This window comes from Nonomuraea sp. NPDC049141 (assembly GCF_040648415.1).
Lineage (GTDB): Bacteria > Actinomycetota > Actinomycetes > Streptosporangiales > Streptosporangiaceae > Nonomuraea.
The window spans coordinates 793,416-818,245 of record NZ_JBEZDR010000002.1 but is presented as its reverse complement, the minus strand read 5'-3'; the positions used below and the strand labels follow the sequence as shown (position 1 = coordinate 818,245).

Annotated in this window: 17 protein-coding genes; 7 read left to right on the top strand and 10 right to left on the bottom strand. The window is 71.1% G+C overall.

What is annotated here, in order from left to right; all coding sequences use genetic code 11:
- Window positions 1–8 precede the first annotated feature (8 nt).
- Genes AB0B91_RS08575 through AB0B91_RS08560 form a run of 4 tightly spaced genes read right to left on the bottom strand, consistent with a single transcriptional unit; the run spans window position 9 to window position 4,969 of the window.
- A complete protein-coding gene (locus AB0B91_RS08575) occupies window positions 9–1,397 on the bottom strand; it encodes an ATP-binding protein (protein WP_358317481.1) in 1,389 nt (462 codons plus the stop codon).
- Window positions 1,394–2,074, bottom strand: coding sequence for a response regulator transcription factor (locus tag AB0B91_RS08570; RefSeq protein ID WP_358317479.1), 681 nt, complete (start codon window positions 2,072–2,074; stop codon window positions 1,394–1,396). The genes AB0B91_RS08575 and AB0B91_RS08570 overlap by 4 nt, the downstream gene beginning before the upstream one ends.
- Before the next feature lie 58 nt (window positions 2,075–2,132).
- A complete protein-coding gene (locus AB0B91_RS08565; RefSeq protein WP_358317477.1) occupies window positions 2,133–3,911 on the bottom strand; it encodes a hypothetical protein in 1,779 nt (592 codons plus the stop codon).
- Window positions 3,908–4,969: a MoxR family ATPase gene (locus AB0B91_RS08560; protein WP_358317475.1), complete on the bottom strand. Its 1,062-nt coding sequence runs from the start codon at window positions 4,967–4,969 to the stop codon at window positions 3,908–3,910. The genes AB0B91_RS08565 and AB0B91_RS08560 overlap by 4 nt, the downstream gene beginning before the upstream one ends.
- Before the next feature lie 229 nt (window positions 4,970–5,198).
- Between AB0B91_RS08560 and erm the strand changes: the two genes are divergently transcribed.
- The gene (gene erm, locus AB0B91_RS08555; RefSeq protein WP_358317473.1) at window positions 5,199–6,020 is read left to right on the top strand and encodes an ErmE/ErmH/ErmO/ErmR family 23S rRNA (adenine(2058)-N(6))-methyltransferase; all 822 of its coding nucleotides are present in this window, start codon (window positions 5,199–5,201) and stop codon (window positions 6,018–6,020) included.
- Here the strand turns inward: erm and AB0B91_RS08550 are convergent.
- Window positions 6,009–7,400 (bottom strand): hypothetical protein, encoded by a 1,392-nt coding sequence (locus AB0B91_RS08550; RefSeq protein WP_358317471.1) that lies wholly within the window; start codon window positions 7,398–7,400, stop codon window positions 6,009–6,011. The genes erm and AB0B91_RS08550 overlap by 12 nt on opposite strands.
- A gap of 117 nt (window positions 7,401–7,517) precedes the next feature.
- Here AB0B91_RS08550 and AB0B91_RS08545 point away from each other — a divergent pair, with 117 nt between their 5' ends.
- Window positions 7,518–9,101, top strand: coding sequence for a molybdopterin-dependent oxidoreductase (locus tag AB0B91_RS08545; RefSeq protein WP_358317469.1), 1,584 nt, complete (start codon window positions 7,518–7,520; stop codon window positions 9,099–9,101).
- Window positions 9,102–9,104: 3 nt separating this feature from the next.
- Here AB0B91_RS08545 and AB0B91_RS08540 read toward each other — a convergent pair whose 3' ends face one another.
- The 3 genes from AB0B91_RS08540 to AB0B91_RS08530 all read right to left on the bottom strand — a co-directional run bounded on the left by AB0B91_RS08540 (window position 9,105) and on the right by AB0B91_RS08530 (window position 14,742).
- A complete protein-coding gene (locus tag AB0B91_RS08540) occupies window positions 9,105–10,757 on the bottom strand; it encodes a carbohydrate binding domain-containing protein (protein WP_358317467.1) in 1,653 nt (550 codons plus the stop codon).
- Between the two features lie 78 nt (window positions 10,758–10,835).
- Window positions 10,836–12,521 carry a carbohydrate-binding protein gene (locus AB0B91_RS08535; RefSeq protein ID WP_358317465.1) on the bottom strand — a complete coding sequence of 562 codons (1,686 nt, stop codon included), beginning with the start codon at window positions 12,519–12,521 and terminating at the stop codon, window positions 10,836–10,838.
- A gap of 388 nt (window positions 12,522–12,909) precedes the next feature.
- The gene (locus AB0B91_RS08530; protein WP_358317462.1) at window positions 12,910–14,742 is read right to left on the bottom strand and encodes a M14 family zinc carboxypeptidase; all 1,833 of its coding nucleotides are present in this window, start codon (window positions 14,740–14,742) and stop codon (window positions 12,910–12,912) included.
- A gap of 192 nt (window positions 14,743–14,934) precedes the next feature.
- Here AB0B91_RS08530 and AB0B91_RS08525 point away from each other — a divergent pair, with 192 nt between their 5' ends.
- The 3 genes from AB0B91_RS08525 to AB0B91_RS08515 are packed head-to-tail and all read left to right on the top strand — an operon-like array spanning window position 14,935 to window position 18,184.
- Window positions 14,935–15,846 (top strand): ATP-binding cassette domain-containing protein, encoded by a 912-nt coding sequence (locus AB0B91_RS08525; protein WP_358317460.1) that lies wholly within the window; start codon window positions 14,935–14,937, stop codon window positions 15,844–15,846.
- The gene (locus AB0B91_RS08520; protein WP_358317458.1) at window positions 15,843–16,604 is read left to right on the top strand and encodes an ABC transporter permease; all 762 of its coding nucleotides are present in this window, start codon (window positions 15,843–15,845) and stop codon (window positions 16,602–16,604) included. Before AB0B91_RS08525 ends, AB0B91_RS08520 begins: the two co-directional genes overlap by 4 nt.
- Window positions 16,601–18,184, top strand: coding sequence for a CocE/NonD family hydrolase (locus tag AB0B91_RS08515; protein ID WP_358317456.1), 1,584 nt, complete (start codon window positions 16,601–16,603; stop codon window positions 18,182–18,184). Before AB0B91_RS08520 ends, AB0B91_RS08515 begins: the two co-directional genes overlap by 4 nt.
- Here the strand turns inward: AB0B91_RS08515 and AB0B91_RS08510 are convergent.
- Window positions 18,157–21,501 carry a BTAD domain-containing putative transcriptional regulator gene (locus tag AB0B91_RS08510; protein WP_358317454.1) on the bottom strand — a complete coding sequence of 1,115 codons (3,345 nt, stop codon included), beginning with the start codon at window positions 21,499–21,501 and terminating at the stop codon, window positions 18,157–18,159. The two genes, AB0B91_RS08515 and AB0B91_RS08510, sit on opposite strands and share 28 nt — an antisense overlap.
- An 88-nt stretch (window positions 21,502–21,589) precedes the next feature.
- A complete protein-coding gene (locus AB0B91_RS08505; protein ID WP_358317452.1) occupies window positions 21,590–22,684 on the bottom strand; it encodes a putative sulfate exporter family transporter in 1,095 nt (364 codons plus the stop codon).
- 206 nt (window positions 22,685–22,890) lie between these two features.
- Between AB0B91_RS08505 and AB0B91_RS08500 the strand changes: the two genes are divergently transcribed.
- Together AB0B91_RS08500 and leuE are read left to right on the top strand one after the other, a co-directional pair.
- Window positions 22,891–24,096 (top strand): serine hydrolase domain-containing protein, encoded by a 1,206-nt coding sequence (locus AB0B91_RS08500; RefSeq protein WP_358317450.1) that lies wholly within the window; start codon window positions 22,891–22,893, stop codon window positions 24,094–24,096.
- A 45-nt stretch (window positions 24,097–24,141) separates the two neighbouring features.
- The gene (leuE, locus tag AB0B91_RS08495) at window positions 24,142–24,807 is read left to right on the top strand and encodes a leucine efflux protein LeuE (protein ID WP_358317448.1); all 666 of its coding nucleotides are present in this window, start codon (window positions 24,142–24,144) and stop codon (window positions 24,805–24,807) included.
- The last annotated feature ends 23 nt before the right edge of the window (window positions 24,808–24,830 follow it).

Below are 24,830 nucleotides of genomic sequence, written 5' to 3'. Positions count from 1 at the left end.
GGAGCCGCCTAGGAGCCCGGTAGGAGCACGCGGAAAGTGGCGCCCTCCCCCGGCACCGAGTCGAGTTCGACCTCGCCTCCGTGGGCCCGCACGATGGCGGCCACGATGGCCAGGCCCAGCCCCGCGCCGCCGTCGGTCCTGGATCTGCCCTGGCCGACGCGGTACAGCCGGTCGAAGACGTGCGGGACGTGCTGCGGCGGCACGCCGGGCCCGGTGTCGGCCACCTCGAAGACCGCCATGCCGCGCGAGGTGCCCACACTGACGGTGACCGACGCGTCCTGCGGGGTGTGGGTGAGCGCGTTGCCGACCAGGTTGGCGGCGACCTGGCGCAGCCTGGCCTCGTCGCCCATGACCGAGACGGGGGTCAGCGCCTCGCCGAGGCCGCTCAGCCTGACCTGCCTGTCGGGCACCCGGACCCGGGCGTCGCGGATGGTGTCGGCCGCCACTTCCAGCAGGTCGACGGGGTGGTGGTCCATGGGGCGTTCCTGGTCGAGCTGGGCCAGGGTGAGCAGGTCGTTGACGAGCACACCCATCCGGCCGGCCTCCTCCTCGATCCGGCGCATCAGCTCCGGCTCGTCGCCGGCGCCCCGGCGGTAGAGCTCGGCGAAGCCGCGGACCGAGGTGAGCGGGGTACGCAGCTCGTGGGAGGCGTCGGCCAGGAAGCGGCGCATGCGGGACTCGGAGTCGGTTCTGGCGGCGATCTCGTGCTCGACGCGATCCAGCATGACGTTCATGGCCGTGCCCAGGCGGCCCGGCTCGGTGTGCGGGTCGGGCGCGGGGACCCGGCTGGCGAAGTCACCCATGGCGATCTGGCCGGCCGTACGCTCCATCCTGGTCAGCGGGCGCAGGCCGAGCCGTACGACGGCGTCGGCGGCCAGGCCGAGCAGGAGCAGCACGAGCGCGCTGACGGCGAAGGCGATGGCGCTGAGCGAGGCGCGGGTCGCCTCGATCTCGGCGAGCGACTGCGCGACCAGCACGGTGCCACCGCCGTCAGTCGCGGTCGCCTTCAGCCGCCAGGACGGCCCCGTGGTGCCGCTCACGGTGTAGGGGTCGCCCAAGTGGATGTCGTCGAGCATCGGCCCGGGGTCCGAACCACTGGGCAGCGCGCTGACCAGCCTGCCGTCGGCGGAGTAGACGTAGATCCTGGCCACGGAGGCGACCCGCTTCGTCAGCACCTTCTGCCAGTCCATGGTCTGGCTGGGGGAGATCAGGCCGGCCATCATCGGCAGCTTCTGGGCGGCGCCGCTCATCGTGTTGAGCTGGCTGTCCACGCGGCGCAGCAGGTTGTCGCCGAGCAGCGCGATGCCCACCACGTTGACCAGGACGAGCGCGACCGTGGTGAGCCCGAGTATCGCCATGACGAGCCGGGCGCGCAGCGTCCACCGGCCCGGCCTCACCGCGGCGTCCTGAGTGTGTAGCCGACGCCGCGCACGGTGTGGATGAGCTGCGGCTCCCACTTGTCGATCTTCTTGCGCAGGTAGTAGACGTACGACTCGACGATGCTGGAGTCGCCGTCGAAGTCGTAGCGCCACACGCTGTCGAGGATCTGCGCCTTGCTCACCACCCGGCCGGCGTTCGTCAGCAGGTAGGCGAGCAGGTTGAACTCGGTGGGCGACAGCTCGACGCGCACGCCGCCGCGGCGCACCTCGTGCGCGGCCGTGTCGAGCTCCAGGTCGGCGTAGCGCAGCACGTCCTCGCGCGCGGTCTCGGTACGGCTGCGCCGCAGGATGGCCCGGATGCGCAGCACCACCTCCTCCAGGCTGAACGGCTTGGCCACGTAGTCGTCGGCGCCCAGCGTGAGCCCCCGGACGCGGTCCTCGACCGTGTCGCGCGCGGTCAGGAACAGCACCGGGACGCGCTCGCCGAGCCGCCTGGCCACCTCGAACCCGTCGATGTCCTCCATCATCACGTCGAGCACCACGATGTCGGGCTCGAACTCCCTGGCGGCCCGTACCGCCTCGGCGCCGGACTCGGCGGTCCTGACCTCGAACGAGACCAGTCGCAACGTCTGCGAGAGCAGGGCACGGATGTTCGGCTCGTCGTCCACGACGAGTACCCTGGCCGGTCGGTCCATGATTAAAGGTTTACCCGAGCCACTTCAAAGCCAGCTCAAAGTCGCCGCATGAAGAAGATCACTTCATGTAGAAGATCGGCCCGCGCGGCCGGAACGGCAGCGCGACGCCCTGCGGCACGAGGAAGGCGTGCTCGCGGCGGATGCGGATCACGTCGCACTGGCCGTCGGTGATGAGCAGGATCGGCCCGTCGGCCGGGAAGTCGTCGGCCCGCTCCAGCAGGCTGACCCCCGGCTGCAGGATCGTGCCGCCCCGGCCGCGTACCCTGACCCGGTTCGCGATGTCCTCGACCGGCAGGTAGCCGGCGTCGTACGCGATCGCGTCGCAGAACACCACGCGCGCCCGCGGCACGTCGCGGACGGTGGCGTAGGAGGCGATCGCGCCGAGCGCCTTGCCGAGCAGCTTGACGTCCATCGAGCCCGAGGTGTCGAGGACGACGCCGAACGTGGCCTTCCTGACCACCTCCTCCGGCCGCAGCCAGCCGGGGCGCGGGATGTCCGGGGTGGCGGCCTGGCGGCGGGAGGCGCGGGCGTAGGAGCGGCGCTTCTCCTCCGGCTGGAAGTGCTCGTCGAACCAGCGGGCCAGCTGCGCGTCCCACGGCAGCGGCGGCTGGTCGAGCGCCCGGATCTCCTGCTCCAGCCCGGCGGGCACGAAGCCGCGGCCGTTGCCCTGGTGGTAGGCCAGGCCCGTGCAGAGCGCGCTCCGGTAGTACTCGTCGAGATCGACGCAGCCGCGGGCGGGGCGCGGCGGCCGGTCGAGGACGTCGCCGATGCCGCGCCCGCGCAGCGTGGCGAGCTTCCGCATCCGCCGCAGGTCGGTGACGATCGTGTCGTAGACCGCCTCGGCCGACATGCCGGACAGCGTCTGGTCGAACAGCAGCCCTTCCGGCATCTCGCCGACGCCCATCTCGACGAGCCAGCCGTTGATCACGTAATCACAGGCGACGTTCCAGATGTACGGCTCGCGCGCGCCGACCCGCTCGCCGTGGCGGAGCGCGGCGTGCAGCATCTCGTGGGCCAGCACGAACCGCCACTCCTCCGCGGAGTGCCGGGCGAGCGGATTGACGTAGATCTCGCCGGCTTCGGCGCTGACCGCGGCGATGGAGATCCCCCAGCTCCTGGCCAGCTCCACCTCCGCGACGATGTTCATCCCGGCGGCGAGCGCGCCCAGCAGCGGGTAGGAGGAGACGAACCAGCGCAGCGCCAGGTCCCACGGCCCGTCGACGTGCTTGTCGGCCGTGGTGCGCGGCGTGCCCGCCCGGTCGAGCGCGGCGGTGGCCGCCTCGGCGACGCCGACCGCGAACATGGCCGGGAAGTCGTAGTGCTTGGCCATCTCCACCGAGCAGACGCGGAAGTCCTCCTCGCCGAGCGGTTGGTACGCCTCGGGGATGCCGAGCCTACGCCAGCGCTCCGACAGCGTGACCTCGTCCTGCTCGGGCAGTTCGGCGGGCAGCGGCGCGGGGCAGCGGCCGATCTTGAGCGTGCCCAGGAACCGGTCGACGGCCAGGCAGCACGCGGCCCGGTAGGCGGGCTCGGGACGGTCGCCTTCGAGGTCCTTCGGCGTACAGGTGCGCGGGTCGGCGTGGCCGAAGCCGAGGTGGAGCAGCAGGTGCGCGAAGACCCACGCCCACTCCGCAGCCTCGGCGCGGCGGCGGGGGTGGTGGCGGATGTCCCCGTCCTCCGTCACCACCGCCCACGTGTCGACCGACAGCTCGCCCTCCTCCGCGGCGTAGAGCCAGCAGTGGTAGACGGCGAACAGCGGGTGCCGGTCGACGAGCTGAAAGCCCTTGCGCACCTCGGCGCGCCACGGGTCGGCCTTGACCTTGGTACGGGGGCTCATGACCGGGCCGCCATCAGCCGGGGCACGTCCCTGCCGACCTCGACGAGGAACCAGGTGGGCAGCGCGGGCGCGCCGTTCGCGTCGGCGGCGATGACGAGTTGCGCGCACTCCAGCGAGATCTCGGCCAGCTCGACCAGCAGCGTCTTGGCGCGGAAGCCCAGGTCGCGGCCCCGGGAGGAGGAGCCGCGCTTGTCTGCGGGCAGCTCCTTGACCAGCCGGGCGCGGAACGCCTCGGCCAGGAAGTAGAGCAGGTCGCGCTCTTCGGGCCGGCGCGGCCATGGCGCCTCGCCCTTGATCACCGCGTTGAGGTCATAGGCGTGCCGCACGGTCTTGACGTAGGCGCGGAAGGCGGAGGCGTGGCCGGCGGTGAGCGTGCCGAACGCGAGCATGGCGATCGTCTCGTCGGCGACGTCGTCTCCGTAGGAGATCAGCACGTCGGAGAGCATGTGCCAGGCGCGCGGCGAGGAGAACGGCTCCTCGCTCTTGGGCGGCGCGCTCCACAGGTGGTCGGGCCGCTGCACCAGGTAGTCGACGATCCACGGGTGGATGCCGTTGGCGGCGGCCCACTTGAGCCAGTCGTCGGACGAGGCCCGCAGGTGCACGTGGATCAGCCGGTTGATCAGCGCGGAGGCCATCGGGCGGGCGAGCGCGTTGTCGGTGGCCCGGTTGCCCGCGCCGATCACGACGGACCCGGCGGGCAGCTCGTAGGCGCCGATCCTGCGGTCGAGGATCAGCGAGTAGAACGCCTTCTGCACCTCGGGCGCCGAGGCGTTGAGCTCGTCGAGGAACAGGCAGTAAGGCTCGGCGCGGGCGATCGACTCGGGTGGCGCGAACCGGCTGCGGCCGTTGACCAGCTCGGGCACCCCGATGAGGTCCTCGGGCGCGAGCTGGGTGCCGAGCAGGGTCACGCACTCCAGGCCGAGCGAGTCGGCGAACTCGCGCACCAACGAGCTCTTGCCGATGCCCGGCGCGCCCCACAGGAACACCGGCCGGACGACGGCGACGTGCAGCAGCAACTCGGGGAGCTGCTGCGGAGTGACCGTCACCGTCGCCTGCACGTCTTCAGAGTGGCGAACGCCGGGTGGGGCGCGCATCCGGTTTTTTATTGGGTTGCCCCGTCAACGACGGCGTCCCTAGCATCGGGCGCATGTGTTGCCTCTGCTTCATGCGTCTGCGCAGCGACCGGGCTCGGGCCCGTCAGCTGACGCGGTGACGACCTAGGCGTCCGCTGGCGCGCCCCGGGCCCTTCGAGAGACCCATTCATCTCGAAGACCCGAGAGGGCGGCTGTGGCGCAGAACTTCGCGCACGGAAACTATTCACACACTCAGAAGAACGCCAGGAACAGCGGCGGTCGCACGCCCAGAGACCGGGCCAGGCGCGCCTTGTCGCAGAATTTCCTGGTCGACCGGCATGCCGTCGAGCTGGTGGTCAAGGCGGCCGCCCCCGAAGGGCTCGTGCTCGAACCCGGCTCGGGCGAGGGCGTGCTGACCTGGGCGCTGGCCGAGGCCGGAGCCCGGGTGATCGGTTACGAGATCGACCCGCGGCTGGCCGGCCGGCTGGCCGCGCGGACCCGCGACGATCCCCGGATCGAGGTGGTCAGAGCCGACTTCACGACCGCGCGGGCGCCGCGGGAGCCGTTCGCGGTCGTCGGCAACATCCCCTACTCGGTCACGTCGGGGATCGTCGGCTGGTGCCTCCGGGCGCCGCGGCTCACGTCGGCGACGCTGCTCACGCAGCGGGAGTACGCCCGCAAGCGTTCGGGCGACTACGGGCGCTGGAGCCTGGTGACGGTGGAGTCGTGGCCGTGGTTCCGCTGGCGGCTGGGCGACCGGGTCGGCAGGGAGAGCTTCCGGCCGGTCCCGTCGGTCGACTCGGCGATCCTGCGGATCGAGCGGCGGCCCACGCCGCTGGTCGAGGCGGGGCGCGGCTACCAGGAGCTGGTCGAACTGGGGTTCGGCGGGGTGGGCGGCTCGCTGCGCGCCTCGCTCCGACGCCGCTACGAGGGGGTGGACGCGGCCGTCGCCGCGGCGGGCATCGCCCGCGACGCGGTGGTGGGCCACGTCCATCCCGACCAGTGGATCACGTTGTGGGAGCGGCTATGCCGCTGACGTGACCGTGGCCTTCCCCACCGGCTCGACCGGTGGGGCGAGCATCTGGGCCGCCGGGGACCGGCGGCCCCAGGGCATCGCCATGAGCAGGATCGGCAGCAGCACGATCGACGCCCGCGACCAGTCGGCGTGCAGCAGCCACCAGGTGGTCTCGTCGAACTGGGTCATGTACAGGTAGCCGTACGCCGACCACAGCGAGACCCCGATGATCGCCGGCCAGGCGAACCTCGTGGGCCTGGCGATCAGGAACGGCATGAACCACAGGAGGTACTGGGCGCCCAGGCGGGGCGTGACGACCATGAAGATCAGCAGAATGGCCAGGGTCATGTCGATCGGGTCGGCCCGCCGCCAGATCAGCACCGCGGCGACGACGCAGGCGTAGATCAGGTAGGTGCCGAAGGTCGCCAGATCAGGCCTCAGCTCCCAGTTTCCGCCGGTGAAGGGCGGTGTCCAGCCCCACTCGCCGACGATCGGCCGGATGGCCTGGATGGTCTTGATGACCTCGGGGATCTGCTTGAGCGACGTGCCCGCGAAGACCGGCAGCGTGACCAGGAAGAACACCGGCAGCGCGCCGGTCATGAACAGCGCGGCGACCCTGGCCCGCAGGTTGGGCAGCAGGAGCAGCATGCCGGGGATCAGCCAGATCGGCCAGCTCTTCGCGCACAGCGCCAGGCCCATCAGCAGGCCGGCCAGCGCGCCCCGCCTCAGGTCCAGGCGGTCGCTGGGGCCGGGCAGCAGGGCGCGGTGGAGCATGCCGCCGGGGCCCACGATCCGGCGCAGCGATGCCCGCCAGCCGTAGATCGCGATGCCGCGGCGTACCTTGGCCACCACCCGGGTCGTGACGCCGGCCCGTTCGGGTGCGCCGGGACCGCGTGCCACCACGAAGGCGGCCACGCCGAAGACCAGCGCCACCGGCTCGACCTGGCCATGGATGCAGGCGACGAGCAGGGCGAGCGGGTTGAGCGCGTACTGCAGGGCGCGCAGCGACGCCTTGGGACCGCCGGCCAGCTTGGCGACCAGCGGGATCAGCACGATGTCGGCGACCACGGTGACCAGGCGCCCGGCGTAGACCCACGGGATGCCCAGCCACAGCAGGATGCCGTAGACGTAGGGGATGGTCGGCAGGAAGTGCCAGCCGCCCTCGCTGGCCAGGACCGGGTCGTGGCCGTTCAGCACCGCCTGGCCGGCCGGCTGGAAGCTCTCCATGAAGTCGACGGGCTGCCACGCGTCGTTGGCGGCGGTGAACATCAGGAGCAAACGCACGGCAACGCCCACGAGGACGGACACGAGCAGCGGAGGCCGCCAGTCACGCCACTGGGCGATGAGAGCGAGCAGGACACCTGCGACGAGGATGGTCCCCGTGAGAACTGCGTATTCCATGGCGGCTTCTAGCCTGCCGTACTCATCTGAGTACTTCCACCGGGGGTTCCGATTCTTATCCCTGACATGGCGGGTCGTAACGCGATAGAACATGACCCTCTGTGCTGAACTTTTTGCATGGGGGGATCGCAGGTCAACCAGGCTCTGGTAAGGCTCTATTTCGAGGTGAAAGGCGGGCTCCGTGACCCGGTTGCCGCCTGGGCGAAACTCACAGGAAATTCGCAGCTCTACCAGCAGGCCAGGGGCGGCAGACGAGTGCCGCTCGACGACGGGACCGCGGCCGAGCTGACCGCCGCGGCGATCGTGCACACGGCCGCCGAGCACGGCGCGGACCGGGTCGCCGCGCTGTCCACCTCGCCGCTCGCCGGGCTGGTCGCCGGCCTCGGCGGCGCGGTGCTGACCGAGCAGTCCAACGTGCCGGACCAGTTGCTCGGCCACGGGTTCCCCGGGACGCTGCCGGAGGACTGGCCGCACGCGGCGTACGTGCTGCTGTGGGGGGAGAACAACAGGCTCGTCCGCACGCCCGGCATGCCCTTGGTGATCGCCGGGCGTTACAAGGGACAGAAGGTCGTGGCGATCGGGCCGCACCCGACGCGCCTGTCGGACGAGACCCTCGTCGTCCGGCCGGGCACCGACGGCGCGCTGGCCATGGCCATGGGGCATGTGCTGCTCAAGGAGTTCTTCCTGGACCGGGCGGCGTTCGCCGGGCACGCCATGGAGCGTACGGACCTGCCGTTCCTGGTCCGGCTGCGCGAACACGGCGACGCCTTCGTCGCCGGCGGCCTGGTCGGGCGTCCGGCCGAGGGACTGAGCGTGTACGGCGGCGACGCGGTGGAGGTGCTGCTGCCGCGCTTCGACGACGGGCCCGGGCTGCTGCGGCGCGGGGTGCCGGTGGTCAGCGACGGCGACGAGCTGGCGACGACCGTGTTCGACCTGCTGCTGGCGGTGTACGGGGTGGCCCGCGACGGGCTGCCCGGCCACTGGCCCCGCGGTTATGACGATCGCGGCGAGCCGTACACGCCTGCCTGGCAGGAGACGTACACGGGGGTGGCCGCCGCGCGCACGCTGAAGATCGCGCGGGAGCTGGGGGTGACGGCGGAGAAGACCGGCGGGCGGTGCATGATCGTGCCGGGGCGGCTGGAGACCAACCATGCCGACACCGCCTACCGGGCCATGCTGGCGCTGCTCGTGCTGACCGGCTGCGGGAGCGGGTGGGCGCAGGCCGGGGCGGGGTCGGCCGTCCCGCTGGTGCCGTACCTGTGCCTGCACGCCTGCGGCGAGGACGGCACGGACGTGGGGGCGCTGAGCTGGCCGCTGGCCGCGGGGCTGTTCGATCGCCGGTCGTCGCGGTCGGTGCTGCTCGAAGCGGTGCGGGACGGGTTGCCGATGGCGCCGTCGCCGCGCGTGCTGGCCATCCCGCGGCCGATCTATCCGCTCCCGCCCGAGGTGGAGCTGCTCATCGGGCCCGACGACCGGTGCGATCTGGCGCCGCCCGACGCCTACCTGGTGGCGGACGCGGTGGCCAAGCTGACCGTCGACTACGTGGAGCGCGTCGCGCCGGATCCGGTTGCGGTGGTCAACGGGGGGCGGATGCGGCTGCTGGTCGATCACGCGTGGATGCATGAGTACGGGGAGGCCCTGCCGACGTATCGCCCGCCAGGGCTGGGCCTCCCCGTGAAGCCGACTCAGTTGGTGCGTTGAGCCTTATCCAGTGAACCCCTTGAAGATGCCGGTGAACTCGTACGCCGACTGAGCGATCCCGCTGCACGTCGGCGAGACGCTGCCGTTGGGGCAGCCGCCGTTGTCCCGGCCCATCGACCAGAAGCCGACGAAGCCGATGTGGTTGGTGTTGGCCCAGTCGCGCAGCTTGCGGGCGTCGGCCTGGGTGGTGGTCTGGCCCGTGTCGTTCTTGCCGATCATCGGGGTGACGCCGAGCAGCCGCTTGAGCTGCGCGTCGGTCTTCGACGGCCACACGCCCTTCATCTGGCCGAGCGTCGCCTGGGCGGCTGAGACCATCGCGTCGCCCCAGTTGCCGCTGTAGCCGAAGTCCATGACCATCGGGTTGACGATCACGTTCAGGCCCTTGGCGGCGGCGTCCTGGAGGATCTGCACCGAGAACGGGTCGAGCCCGTAGTCCTGTGCCTGCACGCGCAGCGTGTACCGCACGACGGTGCCGCGTTCGGTCTGCAACTGCTTCAGCGCGCTGTTGACCTTGTTCACATCGATCGACGCCTCGACGTCGACGTCCAGTTGGTTCGTGCCGACCGTGTCGAGCACCTTCTTGTAGGCGGCGAGCAGGGTGGCGGTGGTGCCGCAGTTGTGCTCCAGGTACGGGCCTTGGGCGCCGCCGCTCGCGACGACCACCTGGCCGCCCTGGGCCTGGAGCGCCTTGACGTCGTTGATGATCCTGGAGTCGGCCAGCGGGATGACCCCACCCCAGGCCGGGTTGCAGCCCGTGCTGTCGCCGAGCACGAAGGCCAGCGTGTAGTTCTTCACCCCGGTCGCGGCGGCGGCGCCGGCCAGGGACGGGGTCGTCATGGTGATGTCGATGTACGGCGCGTAGCGGATGTCGCCGGTGGGCGGCGTGGTGTCGTTGGTGGTCTTCCCGCTGACGGAGGCGGTGTACGCCGAGCAGTTGCCGGCGGCGTCGCACGCCCTGACACGGAACCCGTAGGTCGTGTTGGCGCTGAGCCCGGTGGCCGTGTAGCTGATGCCGGTGACGGCCGTGGGAGCCGCGTTGTCCCTGGAGATCTCGTAGGCGGCGATGCTGCCGGAGTTGTCGGTGGAGGCCGACCACGTCACGGTCAGGCTGGAGTTGGTGGCGCCGCCGACCGCCGGGCTGCCCGGCACGGTCGGCGCCTGGGTGTCCGGGGTTCCGCCCGGTCCGTCCAGCACCACGTCATCGGCGTAGTAGGCGCCTTGGCCGTACCAGCCGTTGACGTAGACGGTCACGCTCGTCACGCCCGCACCGGTGGTGAAGGAGGTTTTCAGCTGCTGCCATTGACCGCCCGGGGCGCCCCACGTGCTGACGTCGATCCCCGAGCCCGTGGCCCCCAGGAAGATGTAGTTGCCCTGCACCCAGGCCGACAACTGGTAGGTCGTGCTGGGCTTGACCGTCACGGTCTGAGCGCATCTGGCGTAGTCGTTGCCCGCCGGGGTGGCCTGCAGGGCCTTGGTGCCGCCGTGAACGGGCTGCGACACCGCCTGGGCCGCGGCCGTGGCCGAGCAGGTCCAGCCGGACAGGGCGGACTCGAAGCCGGGGTTGGTCAGGATGTTGGCGGCTGCGGCGGGTGTGGCGTGGAGGGCGATGAGCCCCAGGGCGATGGCGGCGGTCGCCGCGAGTCCTCGAAGGTTCATGGGGGTCTCCTTCGTCGGCCGCCCCCGCCGCACCGGCGGCGAGGTGCCGGTGCGACGGGGGCGGCGAGCCGGGCTCGGTCAGAAGCCGGCCGTGATCCTGGTGAAGTCCCAGTTCGACTGGGCGATTCCGCTGCAGTTCGACACGACCCCGCCACCCGGGCATGGCCGGTCGCGGTTGACGGCCCAGTAGGCGAGCCTGGTCAGTCCGTTGTTCCTGGCGTAGTCACGGATCTGGGTCCAGGTGGCCGTGGAGGTGAGTTCCTGCTGGTCGGACAGGCCGTTCATGCCCGAGATGCCCATGTGCGCGTAGGCCTGGGCGTCAGACCAGCCGAAGGCCGTCTTGAGGGTGTTCTTCAGCCCCTCGGAGGCGTTGACCGTGCTCTGGTACATGTTCGAGCCGCCGCCGAAGTCGAACGGCATGATCGTGTAGTTGTCGATCGGGACCGCGAGCTCCTTCGAGCGGTTGATCAGGCGGGTGCCCCAGTAGGTGGGGCCGGTGGTCGAGGTGCCGAAGGTGACGACGACCTTGACGTTGGGGTTGTTCTGCTTGACGATCTTGAGGCCGTTCAGGATGCGGTCCTGGACGGCTTCGCTCTCGAACTCGTCGGTGTTCTCGATGTCGAAGTCGACCGCGGCGGGGCCGACGGCGTTGATGACCGTCTGCACCGCGCCGGCGAACGCGGCGGGCGTCGAGCAGTTGGGGCCGAGCTTGTTGCCCGACCAGCCGCCGAACGAGACCTGCACGCTGCCGCCGGCCGACTTGATGGCCGAGATGGCCTGCGCGTCGGCGCCGCCGGTCAGGGGACGGCTACCGTCCCAGGCCGCGTTGCAGCCGCCGCTGGACAGGATGAACGCCATCGTGAACGACTTGACGCCGGTCGCGCTCATCACCGTGGCGGGCGCGGGCGGGTCGCCCCAGCCCATGTAGAGGTACGGCGCGCCGGGCAGCTTCGAGCCGGTGGTGCAGCCGGTGGTCGTGCCGGTGACCGCGGCGCTGGAGGCCGACTCGCCTACCGAGTTGTACGCCCTGACGGTGTAGGTGTGCGAGGTGCAGGCGCCCAGGGAGCCGATGGTGGCCGACGTCCCGGAGACCGTGGCCCTGACCGTGCTGCCCTCGTACACGCGGTAGCCGGTGACCGTGCCCGACGACGCGCCCCACGACAGGGAGAGCGAGCTGCTGGTGGACCCGCTGACGCTCGGCGAGCCCGGCTGGCCGGGGGCGCCGGTGCCGGCCGAGGTGGTCGCGGTGACGGAGTTGCTGACGGCCGAGAGGTTCCCGGCGGCGTCACGGGCGCGGACCGTGTAGGCGTAGCTGGTCGAGGCCGCGAGCCCGCCGTCGGTGTACGTGGTGCCGGTGGCCGTCGTCACCAGTGTGGAACCGCGGTAGACGTTGTAGCCGGTGACGCCCACGTTGTCAGTGGAGGCGTTCCAGGCCAGCGAGACGCTGCTGGAGGTGGCGCCGGTCGAGCGGAGGTTGCCGGGCACCGAGGGCGGGGTGGTGTCGGTGCCGCCGCCGGAGACAGGCTTCCACAGGGCGGGCACCGCCGGTGGCGTCCAGTCGGGCTGGGAGGTGTGGGCCTGGATGCACTCGTAGTCGACGCCGTTGTAGGTGACGCGGGTGCCCACGGTGTAGGCCGTCCATGCCGTCCACGCGGGGTAGGCGAAGGCCACCGCCCCATAGGCGCTGGGCATGGCCGTGGTGAGCCCGGTGCCCATCATGGCCAGAGCGGCGAGTAAGGCGAGGAACATGCGGCGAAATCTCATGGCATTCCCTGGTGGTGCGGCTTGACGGGTCATGTCCTTGTGTCGTGCCGTACGGCTTGCGCCGGGGGGTGAGAGCGCAAGCCGTACGGCACCGGCCCGCGAGGTGTGACGGGCCACTGGGGGATGGCAGCAGGGGTTTGCTCGGTCAGTCAGGATGGGTGGGGAACGGCCACGCCGAACGCTCGTTCCCACGGCCCGGAACGCGTCGGAGATGCCGGGCCCTGAGCGGACGAGGGGGCGGCGACCGCGACATGGCTTCCTGATTCAAGATTTCTTTTAGGAAAGTTTCCTAAGAGTTGTCGCGATCGTAGCCTTGACACCAAGGTCTTACAAGACCCAAAACGGCGGAGCGCCGAAACGTGGCGCTCCGCCGAAATGACCCGGAAAATCAGTTCTGCTGGGTGATGCGGACGTCGTCGACGCCTGCTTCGACGAGGGACGCGCCGGCGGCGTCGGCGGCCTCGATGAGGATGCGGACCGTCTGCCCCGCGTACGCGCTCAGGTCGGCCGTGGCCGTCGCCCAGGAGCCGTTACGGTTGGACGCCGCGCCGGCCTGCTGGAAGACGGTCGTCGTGGTGTTACCGACCACCCTGACCCGGAAGTAGTCGGCGCTGGAGGCGTTCGAGCCGTGCGCCAGGTACCACGACAGCGAGAGGCTGAGCGTGCCGGTGGACGGCAGCGTGATGGGCGGCGACTGGATCGAGGTGACGCCGCCGTCTATGTCGAAGTCACCGGCGGTGGTGCCCGCCAGACGGCCCGTGACCAGGCCGTTGGTGCCGCTGACCGTGGTGCCGAGCTGCTTGGTCCCGGAGGAGGTGGTGGCCTGCGGGACACCGCGCTCCCACGCGCCGGTGCCGGCCGTGTCGGCGGTGCTCGGGTTGGCGGCCCAGCCGGTGTCGGTCTCGAAGGTGTCGGAGTAGACGGTCACGGGCGGGGTGCCGGTGCCGCAGTACTGGGCCTGCTTGCCGATGATCCGGTAGACGCAGTCGGAGTACTCCAGGAAGCGGAGCACCGCCTCCCTGTTGCGGGTGGTCTGCGGCACGATCTGCTCGTCCGGCGGGTAGAAGCCGGGGCTGGAGCCCCTGGGGTACATCTCGAAGGTGAAGCTGAAGATCTTGTAGACGCCCCACAGCCAGTCGTCGATGGTGCCGTCGGTGATGTAGAGGTCGCTGGCCTGCTCGGGGGTGTAGCTGTTGGTGCCGGCCATGTTGCGGCCGAGCGCGGCGAAGGCGTCATGGTCGTCCTGGGTCATGCCAGGGCCCGTGTCGTTGAAGGTGTAGCCGAAGGGCCACAGGACGAGCTCGGAGTAGGTGTGGAAGTCGATGTTCGACTTGATCTGCTGGACACCGCCGACGACCCGGCCGCGGACGAAGTTGGCCGTGCTCCTGACCTCGGGTGCCGACTCGGCCGACGCGCCTCGGTAGGTCTCGCTGGAGGCCGAACCGGAGGAGCCGCCGCAGCAGCCGAAGTTGTAGGCCCAGTTGCGGTTCAGGTCGGTCCCGACGGCCGAGGAGCCGCTGTTCGGCTGGCGGTTCTTGCGCCAGGAGCGGTAGCTGCCGGTGGCGATGTCGTACTCTCCGCCGTCCGGGTTCAGGTCCGGCATGATCCAGATCTCCCTGGAGTTCACCAGGTTCGTGATCCGGGTGTCGGTGCCGTAGTTGTCCACCAGCAGGTGCATCAGGTAGAGCGCCATCTCCACCGTGAGGTGCTCGCGGGCGTGCTGGTGCGCGGTGAAGAGCACCTCCGGCTCGGCTTCGTCGGTCGCGACGTTGTCACTGACCTTGACCACGCGCAGCGCCCTGCCCTGGTACGACGTGCCGTAATTGGATACGGTCGCGATGCTGGGGTGGGCGGCGACGAGCGCGTTGATGTCGGTGTTCATCTCCGCGTAGTTGTGGTAGCCGGAGTCCGCGGACGGGAAGTCGAAGGTCCCGGCCTCGTCGGACGGGGATAACGGGCGCGACACCTCCGCCACCCGGTAGCCGAGGCTCCTGATCGCGTCCACCTCGGCCGCCGTGGCGGTGATCAGGACCGAGTCCTTGGTCACCTCGTCGATCGCGGCGCCGGTCGCCGCGACGGCGCTGCGTTGCTGGGCGTTCGCCGGTCCCTCCACGCGATACTGCCGGTTCGGCGGCGGTTCGGCGGCGGCCCCGGCTCCGGTCATGCCGGTCAGGCAGACCAGGCCAAGGACGGCTAGCAGGATGACAAATCGGCGTTTCACCTCGTCCTCCTCGAGCGCGTGGGCTAGTTGTTGACACGCGCCTGAACTGAGGGTGAGGACGTTGTGGTAGTTGGCAAAGGCCCAACTTTCCGGCCGTCCAGTGGGCCCGTTTCCTGCCGGTGCCAGAGCCTGACAGGTAGGTGACAGGTTACTGCCAGGCCGTTATCAGGGCTTCTAGACACGCTGAGCGGCATGAGTTATGCGATCGAAGCCGAAGGGCTCGTCAAGAGGTACGGCGAAACGGCCGCGCTCGACGGGATCGACCTGCGGGTGAGAACCGGGACCGTGCTGGGCGTGCTGGGCCCCAATGGGGCGGGCAAGACCACCGCGGTACGGATCCTGGCCACGCTGGTGGCCCCCGACGCGGGCCGGGCCCTCGTGGGCGGGTTCGACGTGACCCGCCAGGCCGGGAAGGTGCGCGAGCTGATCGGCCTGACCGGCCAGTACGCCTCGGTGGACGAGAAACTGACCGGCACCCAGAACCTGGTGCTGATGGGCCGGCTGCTCGGCCTGAGCCGGTCCGAGGCGCGGGCCAGGGCCACGGCGCTGCTGTCCCGATTCGGGCTGACGGACGCCGCCGACCGCCTGGCCGGCGGCTACTCGGGTGGCATGCGCCGCCGTCTCGACCTGGCCGTGAGCCTGGTGAGCAGGCCGCGGATCCTCTTCCTCGACGAGCCGACCACCGGCCTGGACCCGCACGCCCGCGGCGAGCTGTGGGACGCGGTCAGGGAGCTGGTGGCCGACGGGGTGACCGTGCTGCTGACCACCCAGTACCTGGAGGAGGCCGACCAGCTCGCCGACGACCTGCTGGTGATAGACGCCGGCCGGACGGCGGCGAGCGGGAGCCCCGGTGAGCTGAAGTCCCTGGCCGGCGGGCATCGGCTCGATGTCAGGCCGCTGCTGGCCGCCGATGTGGAGAAGGCCGAGTCGATCCTGCGTACCCGGGCCGAGGGCGGTCTGTTGAGCATCCCCATCCATGACCTATCGGTGCCGCCAGCCCTGCTGAGGGAGCTCGACGACGCGGGCATCGTACTCGCCGAGCACGCCCTGCGGCTGCCCTCGCTGGACGACGTCTTCCGTACCTTGACCGGAGCCGAGAAATGACCACTGCTATCTCTCAAAGCCTGACACTTGCCTGGCGCAGCCTGATCCCGTTGAAGAACAGCCCCGGCCAGCTCATCGGCATGCTGCTGCAACCGGTTTTCATGATCGTTGTCTTCGTCTATCTGTTCGGCGGGGCGGCGGGCGGTGACCGGGACGGCGCGGTGCTGTACATGCTGCCCGGCGTGCTCGTCCAGGTGGCGTTGATGGCGACGATCGGCACCGGCATGAACCTGGCCACCGACATCGGCAACGGGGTCTTCGACCGGTTCAGGACGATGCCGATCGCCAGATCCGCGCCCCTGGCCGGGCGGGTACTGGCGGACCTGCTGACGCTGCTGGTCACGATCACCATGTCGCTGATCGTGGGGTACGCCGTGGGGTTCCGCGTGCGCACCGATCCGCTGAGCACGCTGGCCGGGGTCGGCCTGGTGCTGCTGTTCGCGATGGCGCTGAGCTGGGGCTCGGCCTGGATCGGCCTCATCGCCAAGTCCGTCACGTCCATGCAGGGCATCTCGACGGCCGTGCTGCTCCCGCTGACGCTGGGCAGCAGCGCCTTCATCCCCGCGACGGACCTGCCCGGCTGGCTGACCTGGTGGATGGGCGTCAACCCGGTCTCGCACCTGGCGGGGGCGATCCGCGGCCTCTTGGTCGGCGGACTGCGGGGCGCGGACCTGTGGATCACGTTCGGCTGGACCGCCGCCCTGCTCGCCGTCTTCACCCCGCTCGCGCTGCGGGCCTACAACAGGAGAGTTCGATGATCACGTCCACCGAGACCATGACCACCCGCGACGGCGTCACGCTCGTCGCCACGCTCTGGCGGCCCGCCGGGACCGGTCGCTTTCCGGTGCTGCTGTCCCGCACGCCGTACGGCAGGGCCGAGCAGGGGCCAGGACTGCACCTGGACCTGCCCCGGCTGGTGGCCGCCGGATACGCGGTCGTCGTCCAGGACGTACGCGGGACCGGCGACTCGGACGGCGCGTTCCGGTTCATCGCCGGGGAGGCCGCCGACGGCTACGACGCGGTGCGGTGGGCGGCCACGCGGTCCTGGTCGGACGGGAACGTCGGTATGTTCGGCGACTCCTACCTGGGCATCACCCAGCTCCTGGCCGCGCAGGAGCGCCCGGAGGGCCTGCGGGCCATCGCGCCGCACGTGGCGCCCGCCGGACTGCACGAGGTGGTGTACAGCTCGGGCGTGCCCAACCTCAACATCGTGCTGACCGTCAGCGCGTTCGTGCTCGCGGTCAACGAGCTGGACCGCCGCATCAAGCGGGGTACGGCGCAGGAATCCGGCAAGAACGCCTATCTGGCGGCGCTGGGCTTCCCCGATCGGTTCGCCGAGACCATGCAGGAGCTGGCCGAGCGGCTGCCGCTCAGCGACCAGCCGCTCCTGGCCGACCTCGTGCCCTTCTACGCCGGCTGGATGGACCACCCCGACCCGGCCGCGGAGCTGTGGCGGGACGGGGTCGTCCACTACGACGAGATCGAGGTGCCGGCGCTGGTGGGCACCGGCTGGTACGACTACTTCCGCGACGCCTCCCTCGGCCACTACCAGCACCTGCGCGGCGGATCCCGGCTCGTCGTGGGCCCGTGGGCGCACTACACGCAGGACGGCGACGTGGGCGGGCGGGACTTCGGGGAGCAGGCGAGCCAGGACGCGATCGACTGGACCGGCCTGCACCTGGACTGGTTCGGCCAGTGGCTGCGCGGCGAGCCGGCGCCCGAACGGGCCAGGGTGACGTACTTCCTGATGGGCGCCGACGAGTGGCGCACCGCGGCGGACTGGCCGCCGCCCGCCGCCCGGCGCGCGGCCTACCACCTCGGCCCGGGCGGCACGCTCGGCACCATCCCGGCGGGCGGCGGGGGCGGGGAGTTCGTCTGCGACCCCGACCACCCGGTGCCCACGGTGGGCGGCGCGGTGATGATGTTCGACGCGTTCGGGCCGCTCGACCAGCGCCCGCTGGACGAGCGTGACGACGTGCTGCGTTACCGGAGCGAGCCGCTCGATGGCGCGCTGGAGGTGACGGGGGCGGTCGAGCTGGTCGTGCTCGTGTCGTCCACCGCGACCGGCACGGACGTCGCCGCCAAGCTGATCGACGTGCACCCCGACGGCCGCGCCGAGCTGCTGACCGACGCCATCACCCGGGTGACGGACCTGGTGCCGGGCGAGGTGCGCGAGGTCAAGGTCGAGCTGGGCGCGATCTCGAACCTCTTCCGCCCGGGGCACCGGATCAGGATCGACGTGGCTGGCTCGAACTTCCCCAGGTTCGGCAGGAACCCCGAGAAGGGCACGACCACGATCCACGACCCGTCCTACGTGATGCTGCCGATCATCTCGTAGACCTCCTGCCTGGTCATGGCGGCGCCCTTGCCGTGCAGGCCGTCATAGCGCGAGTCGCCGAGCGCGGCCCTGGCCGACACCGTCCCCGCGACGGTGTCGGCCGCGATGTCAGGCGGCTCGACCGCGGCCGACGCGCCGAACAGGACCGCCGCGCGTTCCGGGGCACCGCCCGCCAGCTCGGCCAGCGCGCAACCGGCCAGCACCACCGACAGGTACGGCAGATCGGGCGTGGCCCCCAGCAGGCCGAGCGCCAGACGGTGCTGTTCGAGCCCGGCCTCGGGGTCACCGCCGGCCGCCAGCGCCCTGCCGTAGCCGGTCCGGACCGCGACCGCGAGCTGCGGGATCGCCGGGGCCTCGGTCAGCAGCCCGAACAGACCGCGATAGGCGGCCAGGCTCTCCTCGATGTCACCGAGCCGGTAGGCCAGCGCCGCCTCCCCCAGGCCGAGCTGGATGAGGGTGAACGCCGAGATCTCCTCATCCACGCCGCGCCGGGCCCTGGCCGGGTCAGTGATTCCGGCGGCGGCTCGGCCGGCGGTCCCGAGGCGGGCCTTGGCCAGGTCGGCGGCGGCTCCGTCGAGGTCGCCGCTCTGCGCGCGGAGCGTCGCCAACCGCGTCAGCGTCGAGATCGTCTCCTCCGGGCTCACCCACTCACTGGTGAGCGAGACGGTCTCGGCGATCAGCTCGTCCGCGCGCTCACCGCGCTCGGCGCGCAGCGCGGCGAGGTTCAGCAGCGCCTCGCTCAGCCCCCACCGTTCGCCCAGCTTCCGGAAACCGGCCACCGCCTGTTCGAGCGCCTTCTCGGACCGGTGCGGGCCGCCCATCATCTTGGCCGAGCTGGCCAGCCAGAGATCGTCGCTCGCGGCGTACCGGTCGAGCAGCGCGGCGGCGTGCTCGTCCCGCCCGCTCGCGCCCGCCATGACGGCCCGGGCGATCAGCAGCAGCGGGTGGGTGGGGCCTTCCCGTTCCGCCGCCTCGATCAGCTCGTCCATGTGCGCCGACAGCGCCTCCATCGCCGGCCGATCACTGACGATCGCGGCGAACCGGTCCACCCCGTCCGCGAACAGGCAGGCCGTGTACACCCGCACCAGGCCTTCCGGCGGGCTGTCGCCCGCCAGGTCGAGCACCTGCCGCGCCCACGTCGCGCCGTCGCGCCGGTAGCCGCACATCCACCAGTACCAGTTGAGTGCCGCGCAGAGCCGCAGCGCCAGCTCCACGTCGCGCTGGTCGAGCGCCCAGCGCAGCGCCACCGCGTAGTCGTCGCGCTCGGCCGAGAGCCGCTCGATCCACTCGATCTGCGCGCCGGTCCGCAACTCGGGAACCGCCCGTTCGGCGAGATCGAGCAGGTGTACGACATGGCGCCGCCGGTACGTGTCCCCCTCCCCCGCCTCGGCCAGCCGGTCGGAGGCGTACGCGCGGATCGTCTCCAGCATCGAATAGCGGCCTTCCGGCGACACCTGGACCAGCGACTTGTCGGCCAGCGCGCCCAGCACGTCGGCGGTGCCGCCGCACACGGCCTCGACGGACTCGAGCGTGGCACCGCCCGCGAAGATCGCGAACCTGCGGGCCAGCTCGCGTTCGGGCTCGTCGAGCAGGTCCCAGCTCCACTCGACGACCGCTCTGAGCGTCTGCTGGCGGGGCAACGCCGTACGGCTGCCGCCCGTCAGCAGCCTGAAACGATCGTCGATGCGGTCGGCGAGCTGCCGCGGCGTCATCGTCCGCAGCCGGGCCGCGGCCAGCTCGATGGCCAGTGGCATGCCGTCCAGCCTGCGGCACAGGGCCACCACGGCGGCGACGTTCTCCTCGTCGAGGGCGAACGCGGGCCGGGCCGCGGTGGCGCGGTCGAGCAGCAGCCGCACCGACGGGTATTCGGCCGCCCGCGCCGCGCCCACCCCCGTCGGGGGCGGCTCCAGCGGCGGGATGGGCACCAGCCGCTCTCCCGACACACCGAGCGGCTCGCGGCTGGTGGCCAGCACGTGCACGCCCGGGCAGCTGGTGAGCAGGTCGTCGGCCAGGCGCGCGGCGGCGTCGACGAGGTGCTCGCAGTTGTCCAGCACGATCAGCACCCGGCGCTCGCCCAGGGCCTCGACCACCTGCTGAAGCGGTCCGGGCCCTTGGTGAGGGGTGCCGGGGACGGGATCCTTGCGTGAGTAGCCGGGACGGTCGTCGCGCAGGCCGAGGGCGTCGAGCACCGCGCCGGGAACGGCGGCCGGGTCGGTGACGGGGGCCAGCTCGACCATCCACGTGCCGTCGAACCGCGCGCCCATGCGCAGGGCCGCCTCGCCGGCCAGCCTGGTCTTGCCCGCGCCGCCCGGGCCGACGATCGTGACCATCCGGGCGTGGCCGAGGACGGCGGTCAGCAGGTCCAGCTCGTCCTCTCGGCCGATGAACGTGGTCAGAGGGACTCGGACGTTGCCCTTGGGGAGGTCGCGCCGCTTGGGGGCGGCCTGCCGTACGGGAACGTCGCCTGACACGACGGCCAGGTGCGCGGCGCGCAGCTCGGGCCCCGGGTCGACGCCGAGCTCGTCGGCGAGCGTCCCGCGGGTGCGCTCGAACAGGGCCAGCGCGTCGGCCTGCCGCCCGGCGGCGGCGAGCCCGCGCATCTCCAGCGCGCACAGCCGCTCCCGAAGGGGGTGGGCGCTCACCTCCGCGGCCAGATCGGCGGGCTCCCCCGCCGCCAACCGCACCTCGGCCCGGGCCTCGACGGCGGCCAGCCGATCCTCCTCCAGCCCCGCCGCCACATTCGCCAGGTACGGCACGCCGCCGAGGTCGGCGAGCGCCGCCCCACGCCAGAGTGCGAGCGCCTCATCGAGCATCGCCGTCCCGCTCGCGCCCGCCTCCCAGGCCGCGCTCGCCTCCCGGGGAGAGCCCGCCTCCGGGGAAGACCGCGGAGGTCCGAGGGAGCCCGCGTCCCGCGAAGCACGCGCATCCTGGGGAAAGCGCGCGTGGTGGGGAGAGCCCAGCGCCTGGGAAGGGCCCGCGTCCTGGGGTGAGTGCGCGGCTCGGGTCAGGGTGCGGAAGTGCAGTGCGTCGACCTGGGCGGGGTTGATGGCCAGCAGGTAGCCGCCCGGCCGGCTTTGCACGATCTCGTACGGCCGGAGCGCCACACGCAACCGCCTGACCAGCGTCTGCAGCGCGTTGGCGGCGTTGACCGGCGGCTCGTCCGGCCACAGCGCGTCGATGAGCCGCTCCGACGTGACGATCCGGCCGGCTTCCAGGGCGAGGACCGCCAGGAGCGCCCGCACCCGGAACCCACCGACCACGACCGGCTCCGCGTCGGCCGTCGCCACTTCCAGCGTCCCGAGGATGGAAATCCGCACGAGACCCATCCTGCCGCGTCCCGCAGGGTGAGCGCTCAAGCGGGACGGCTCACGCGACCACCCCTAGCCGCGCGAGCCGTACCCACTCTCAAACGGCGAACCCGCCGAACAACAGCGCGGCCAGCCCCAGCGCCAGCAGCAGGTTCACCGCCGTCGCGGCGGCGAAGACGCCGACCGGACGCCAGCCCGCCTCCCTCAGCGAGGAGACGCGGAACTCCAGCCCGATGCTGACGAACGCCAGGATCAGGAACCACACTCGGAGGTCGTTCACCACCCCGATGGCGGCCTTGTCGCCGCCCACCCCCAGATACCAGGTGGCGATCACCGAGGCGGCCACGAAACCGAGCACGAACTTCGGAAAGCGATGCCACAGATCGACCGCCCTCGGCCGGGGCGCGTCGGGGCGACGCTCGACCTTGAACGCGAAGTAGGCGGTCAGCGCCACGGCGACGACTCCCATGAGGGCGTTCTGCGTGACCTTGACGATGGTGGCGACCTGGAGCGCCTGCTCGCCGACGATCGCGCCCGCCGCCGTCACGGCCGCCGTGGTGTCGATGTTGCCGCCGATCCACGCGCCCGCCACCTCGGGGCTCAGCCCCAGCGCCCCGGCCAGCCAGGGCAGCACGAAGATGGACGGCAGCGCGAACGCGATCACCAGGCTCGCGCTGTAGGCGAGCTGCTCCTTCTTGGCCTGTACGGCCCCGGCGGCGGCGATGGCCGCGCTGACGCCGCAGATCGACACGGCGGACGCCAGGAGCGCCCGCAGCTTGTCGTCCAGCCCGAGCCGCCCGCCGAGCCACCAGGTGAACAGGAAGACGCAGCTGATCAGCACGACCGCCTGGGCGATGGCCGGGCCCGCGGCGGTGACGATCACCTTGAGATTGATCGACGCTCCGAGCAGCACCAGGCCCGTCTTGATGAAGAACTCGGTCCTGAAGCCACCGGAGAGCCGTTCCCGCAGCCCGGCGGCGGTCAGCACGGCATTGCCGATCAGGCCGAGGGCGATGGCGTACACGGGATACTCGATGGCCGCGCCCAGTTGCTCGAACGGCCCGCCCTTCGTGGCCGCGGGCACGCTCTGCTCCAGGAATCTGGTGGCGGCGCCGAGCACCAGCACCGCCAGCACTCCTCCGGCGACGTCCAGGCCGGTGGTCGTCCGGCCTTCGGTTGCTTCGGCGCTCATCACGGCACCAGCCCGGCTGGGATCACGCCTGTGATGACGAGCACGACCAGCGCCAGGCCGACGATGGTCGCCGCCCAGTCCTCGTTGATCGACCGCATGGGTTTCACACTAAACCTACATGGAATTCAGGTAAAGTGGTCTTGTCGAATTTTCCGACGATCCCAGGAGCGGTTTACACCGTCCGCCATTCATGATGGATTCGGGCAATGACCGTACAAGGGACGTGCGACCCCCGGTTCTCGCTGGTCGCGGAGGAGTTCGACCGCAACCTCGCGCTGCGCGGCGAGGTCGGCGCGTCGGTGTGCGTGGTTCTCGACGGCGAGGTCGTCGTCGATCTCTGGGGCGGCGAGGCCGCTCCCGGCGTCCCCTGGCTGCACGACACGATCGGCCATGTCTGGTCATGTACGAAGGGCGCCACGGCGCTCTGCGCGCACATGCTGAGCGCGCGCGGCGAGCTGGATCTCGACGCCCCCGTCATCCGCTACTGGCCCGAGTACGGCGCGCACGGCAAGGGTCCGACGCTGGTCAGGCACCTGCTCTCGCACCAGGCGGGGCTTCCGGCGCTGCGCGAGCCGCTGCCGGACGGCGCGTTCTACGACTGGAAGCTGATGGCCGACCGGCTGGCCGGCGAGCAGCCGTTCTGGGAGCCGGGCACCAGGCACGGCTATCACGCGCTGACGTTCGGCTACCTGGTCGGCGAGGTCGTCCGCAGGGTGAGCGGGCGCTCGCTCGGCACGTTCTTCCGCGAGGAGGTGGCCGAGCCGCTCGGCCTGGACTTCTGGCTGGGCCTGCCCGAGGAGCATGAAGGCCGGGTCGCGCCCACGATCCCCGCCGATCCGCCGACGGACCCGCCCACGTTCTACGTCAAGGCGTTCACCGACCCCGGCTCCATTCCGGCGCTGCTGCTGGCCAACCAGGGCGGCTACATGACGACGCCCGGCGAGTCGGACAGCCGCGAGGCGCACGCGGCGGAGTTCGGCGCCGTCGGCGCGGTGACCAACGCCAGGGGCCTGGCCGGCATGTACCGGCCGCTCTCCCTCGGGGGCGGCGAGCTGGTGACCGAGGAGCAGGTGGCCGTCATGGGGCTGACCGCCTCGGCGGGGACCGACGCGGTGCTGGCCGTGCCGACCAGGTTCTCGACCGGCTTCATGAAGGCGGCCGACAACCGGTACCTGCCGCCCGCCGACAGCGAGGGCGCGCTGCTGTCCGCGACCGCGTTCGGGCACGCGGGCATGGGCGGCTCACTCGGCTTCTGCGACCCGGCCGCCCGGCTGGCCTTCGGCTACACGATGAGCAAGCAGGGCATCGGACTCGGCGTCAACCCACGCGGCCAGGCCCTTACGGATGCCACCTATCTGTCGCTCGGCTACCGGCAAGCCCATGGCGGGATTTGGTACGCGCCAAGGGATTAATCACGCGGTACCGTGATATGTCATCACGCTTCAGGAGCCAGCCGCATGTTCTTCGGTATCACGGATCTGCCGACCTACGTCATCGGCGCTTTCCTCATCATCCTGTTGCCGGGCCCCAACTCCCTGTACGTCCTGAGTTCGGCGGCCCAGCACGGGGTGCGGCACGGCTACCGGGCCGCGGCGGGCGTCTTCGTCGGCGACACGGTCCTGATGGCGCTCACAGCCGCGGGCGCGGCGTCGCTGCTGCGCTCCAGCCCGCTGCTGTTCACCATCGTCAAGTACGCGGGCGCCGGCTACCTGGCCTGGATCGGCTTCCAGATGCTGCGCGGCGCCTGGCGAGCCTGGCGCTCCCGGCCCGACATCGCCGAGCCCGTCGCCGCCGCCGAGGCCGCGATCCCGGGCCGCCCGCCGAACCCGTTCCGCAAGGCTCTGACGATCAGCCTGCTCAATCCCAAGGCGATTCTGTTCTTCGTCTCGTTCTTCCTCCAGTTCGTGGATCCGGGGTACGGCACGCCCGTCCTGTCGTTCCTCATCCTGGGCACGATCATCCAGATCTTCAGCCTGCTCTACCTCACCGGGCTCATTTTCGGTGGCACCTTCCTGGCCGCCCAGTTCCGCGCCCGCAGGAAGCTCAGCGCCGGCCTGACCTCGGGCGTCGGCGCTCTGTTCCTGGGCTTCGGCGCCAAGTTGGCCACCACGTCGCTGAGCTGAAACCACCTCGACGGTGAGGCGCA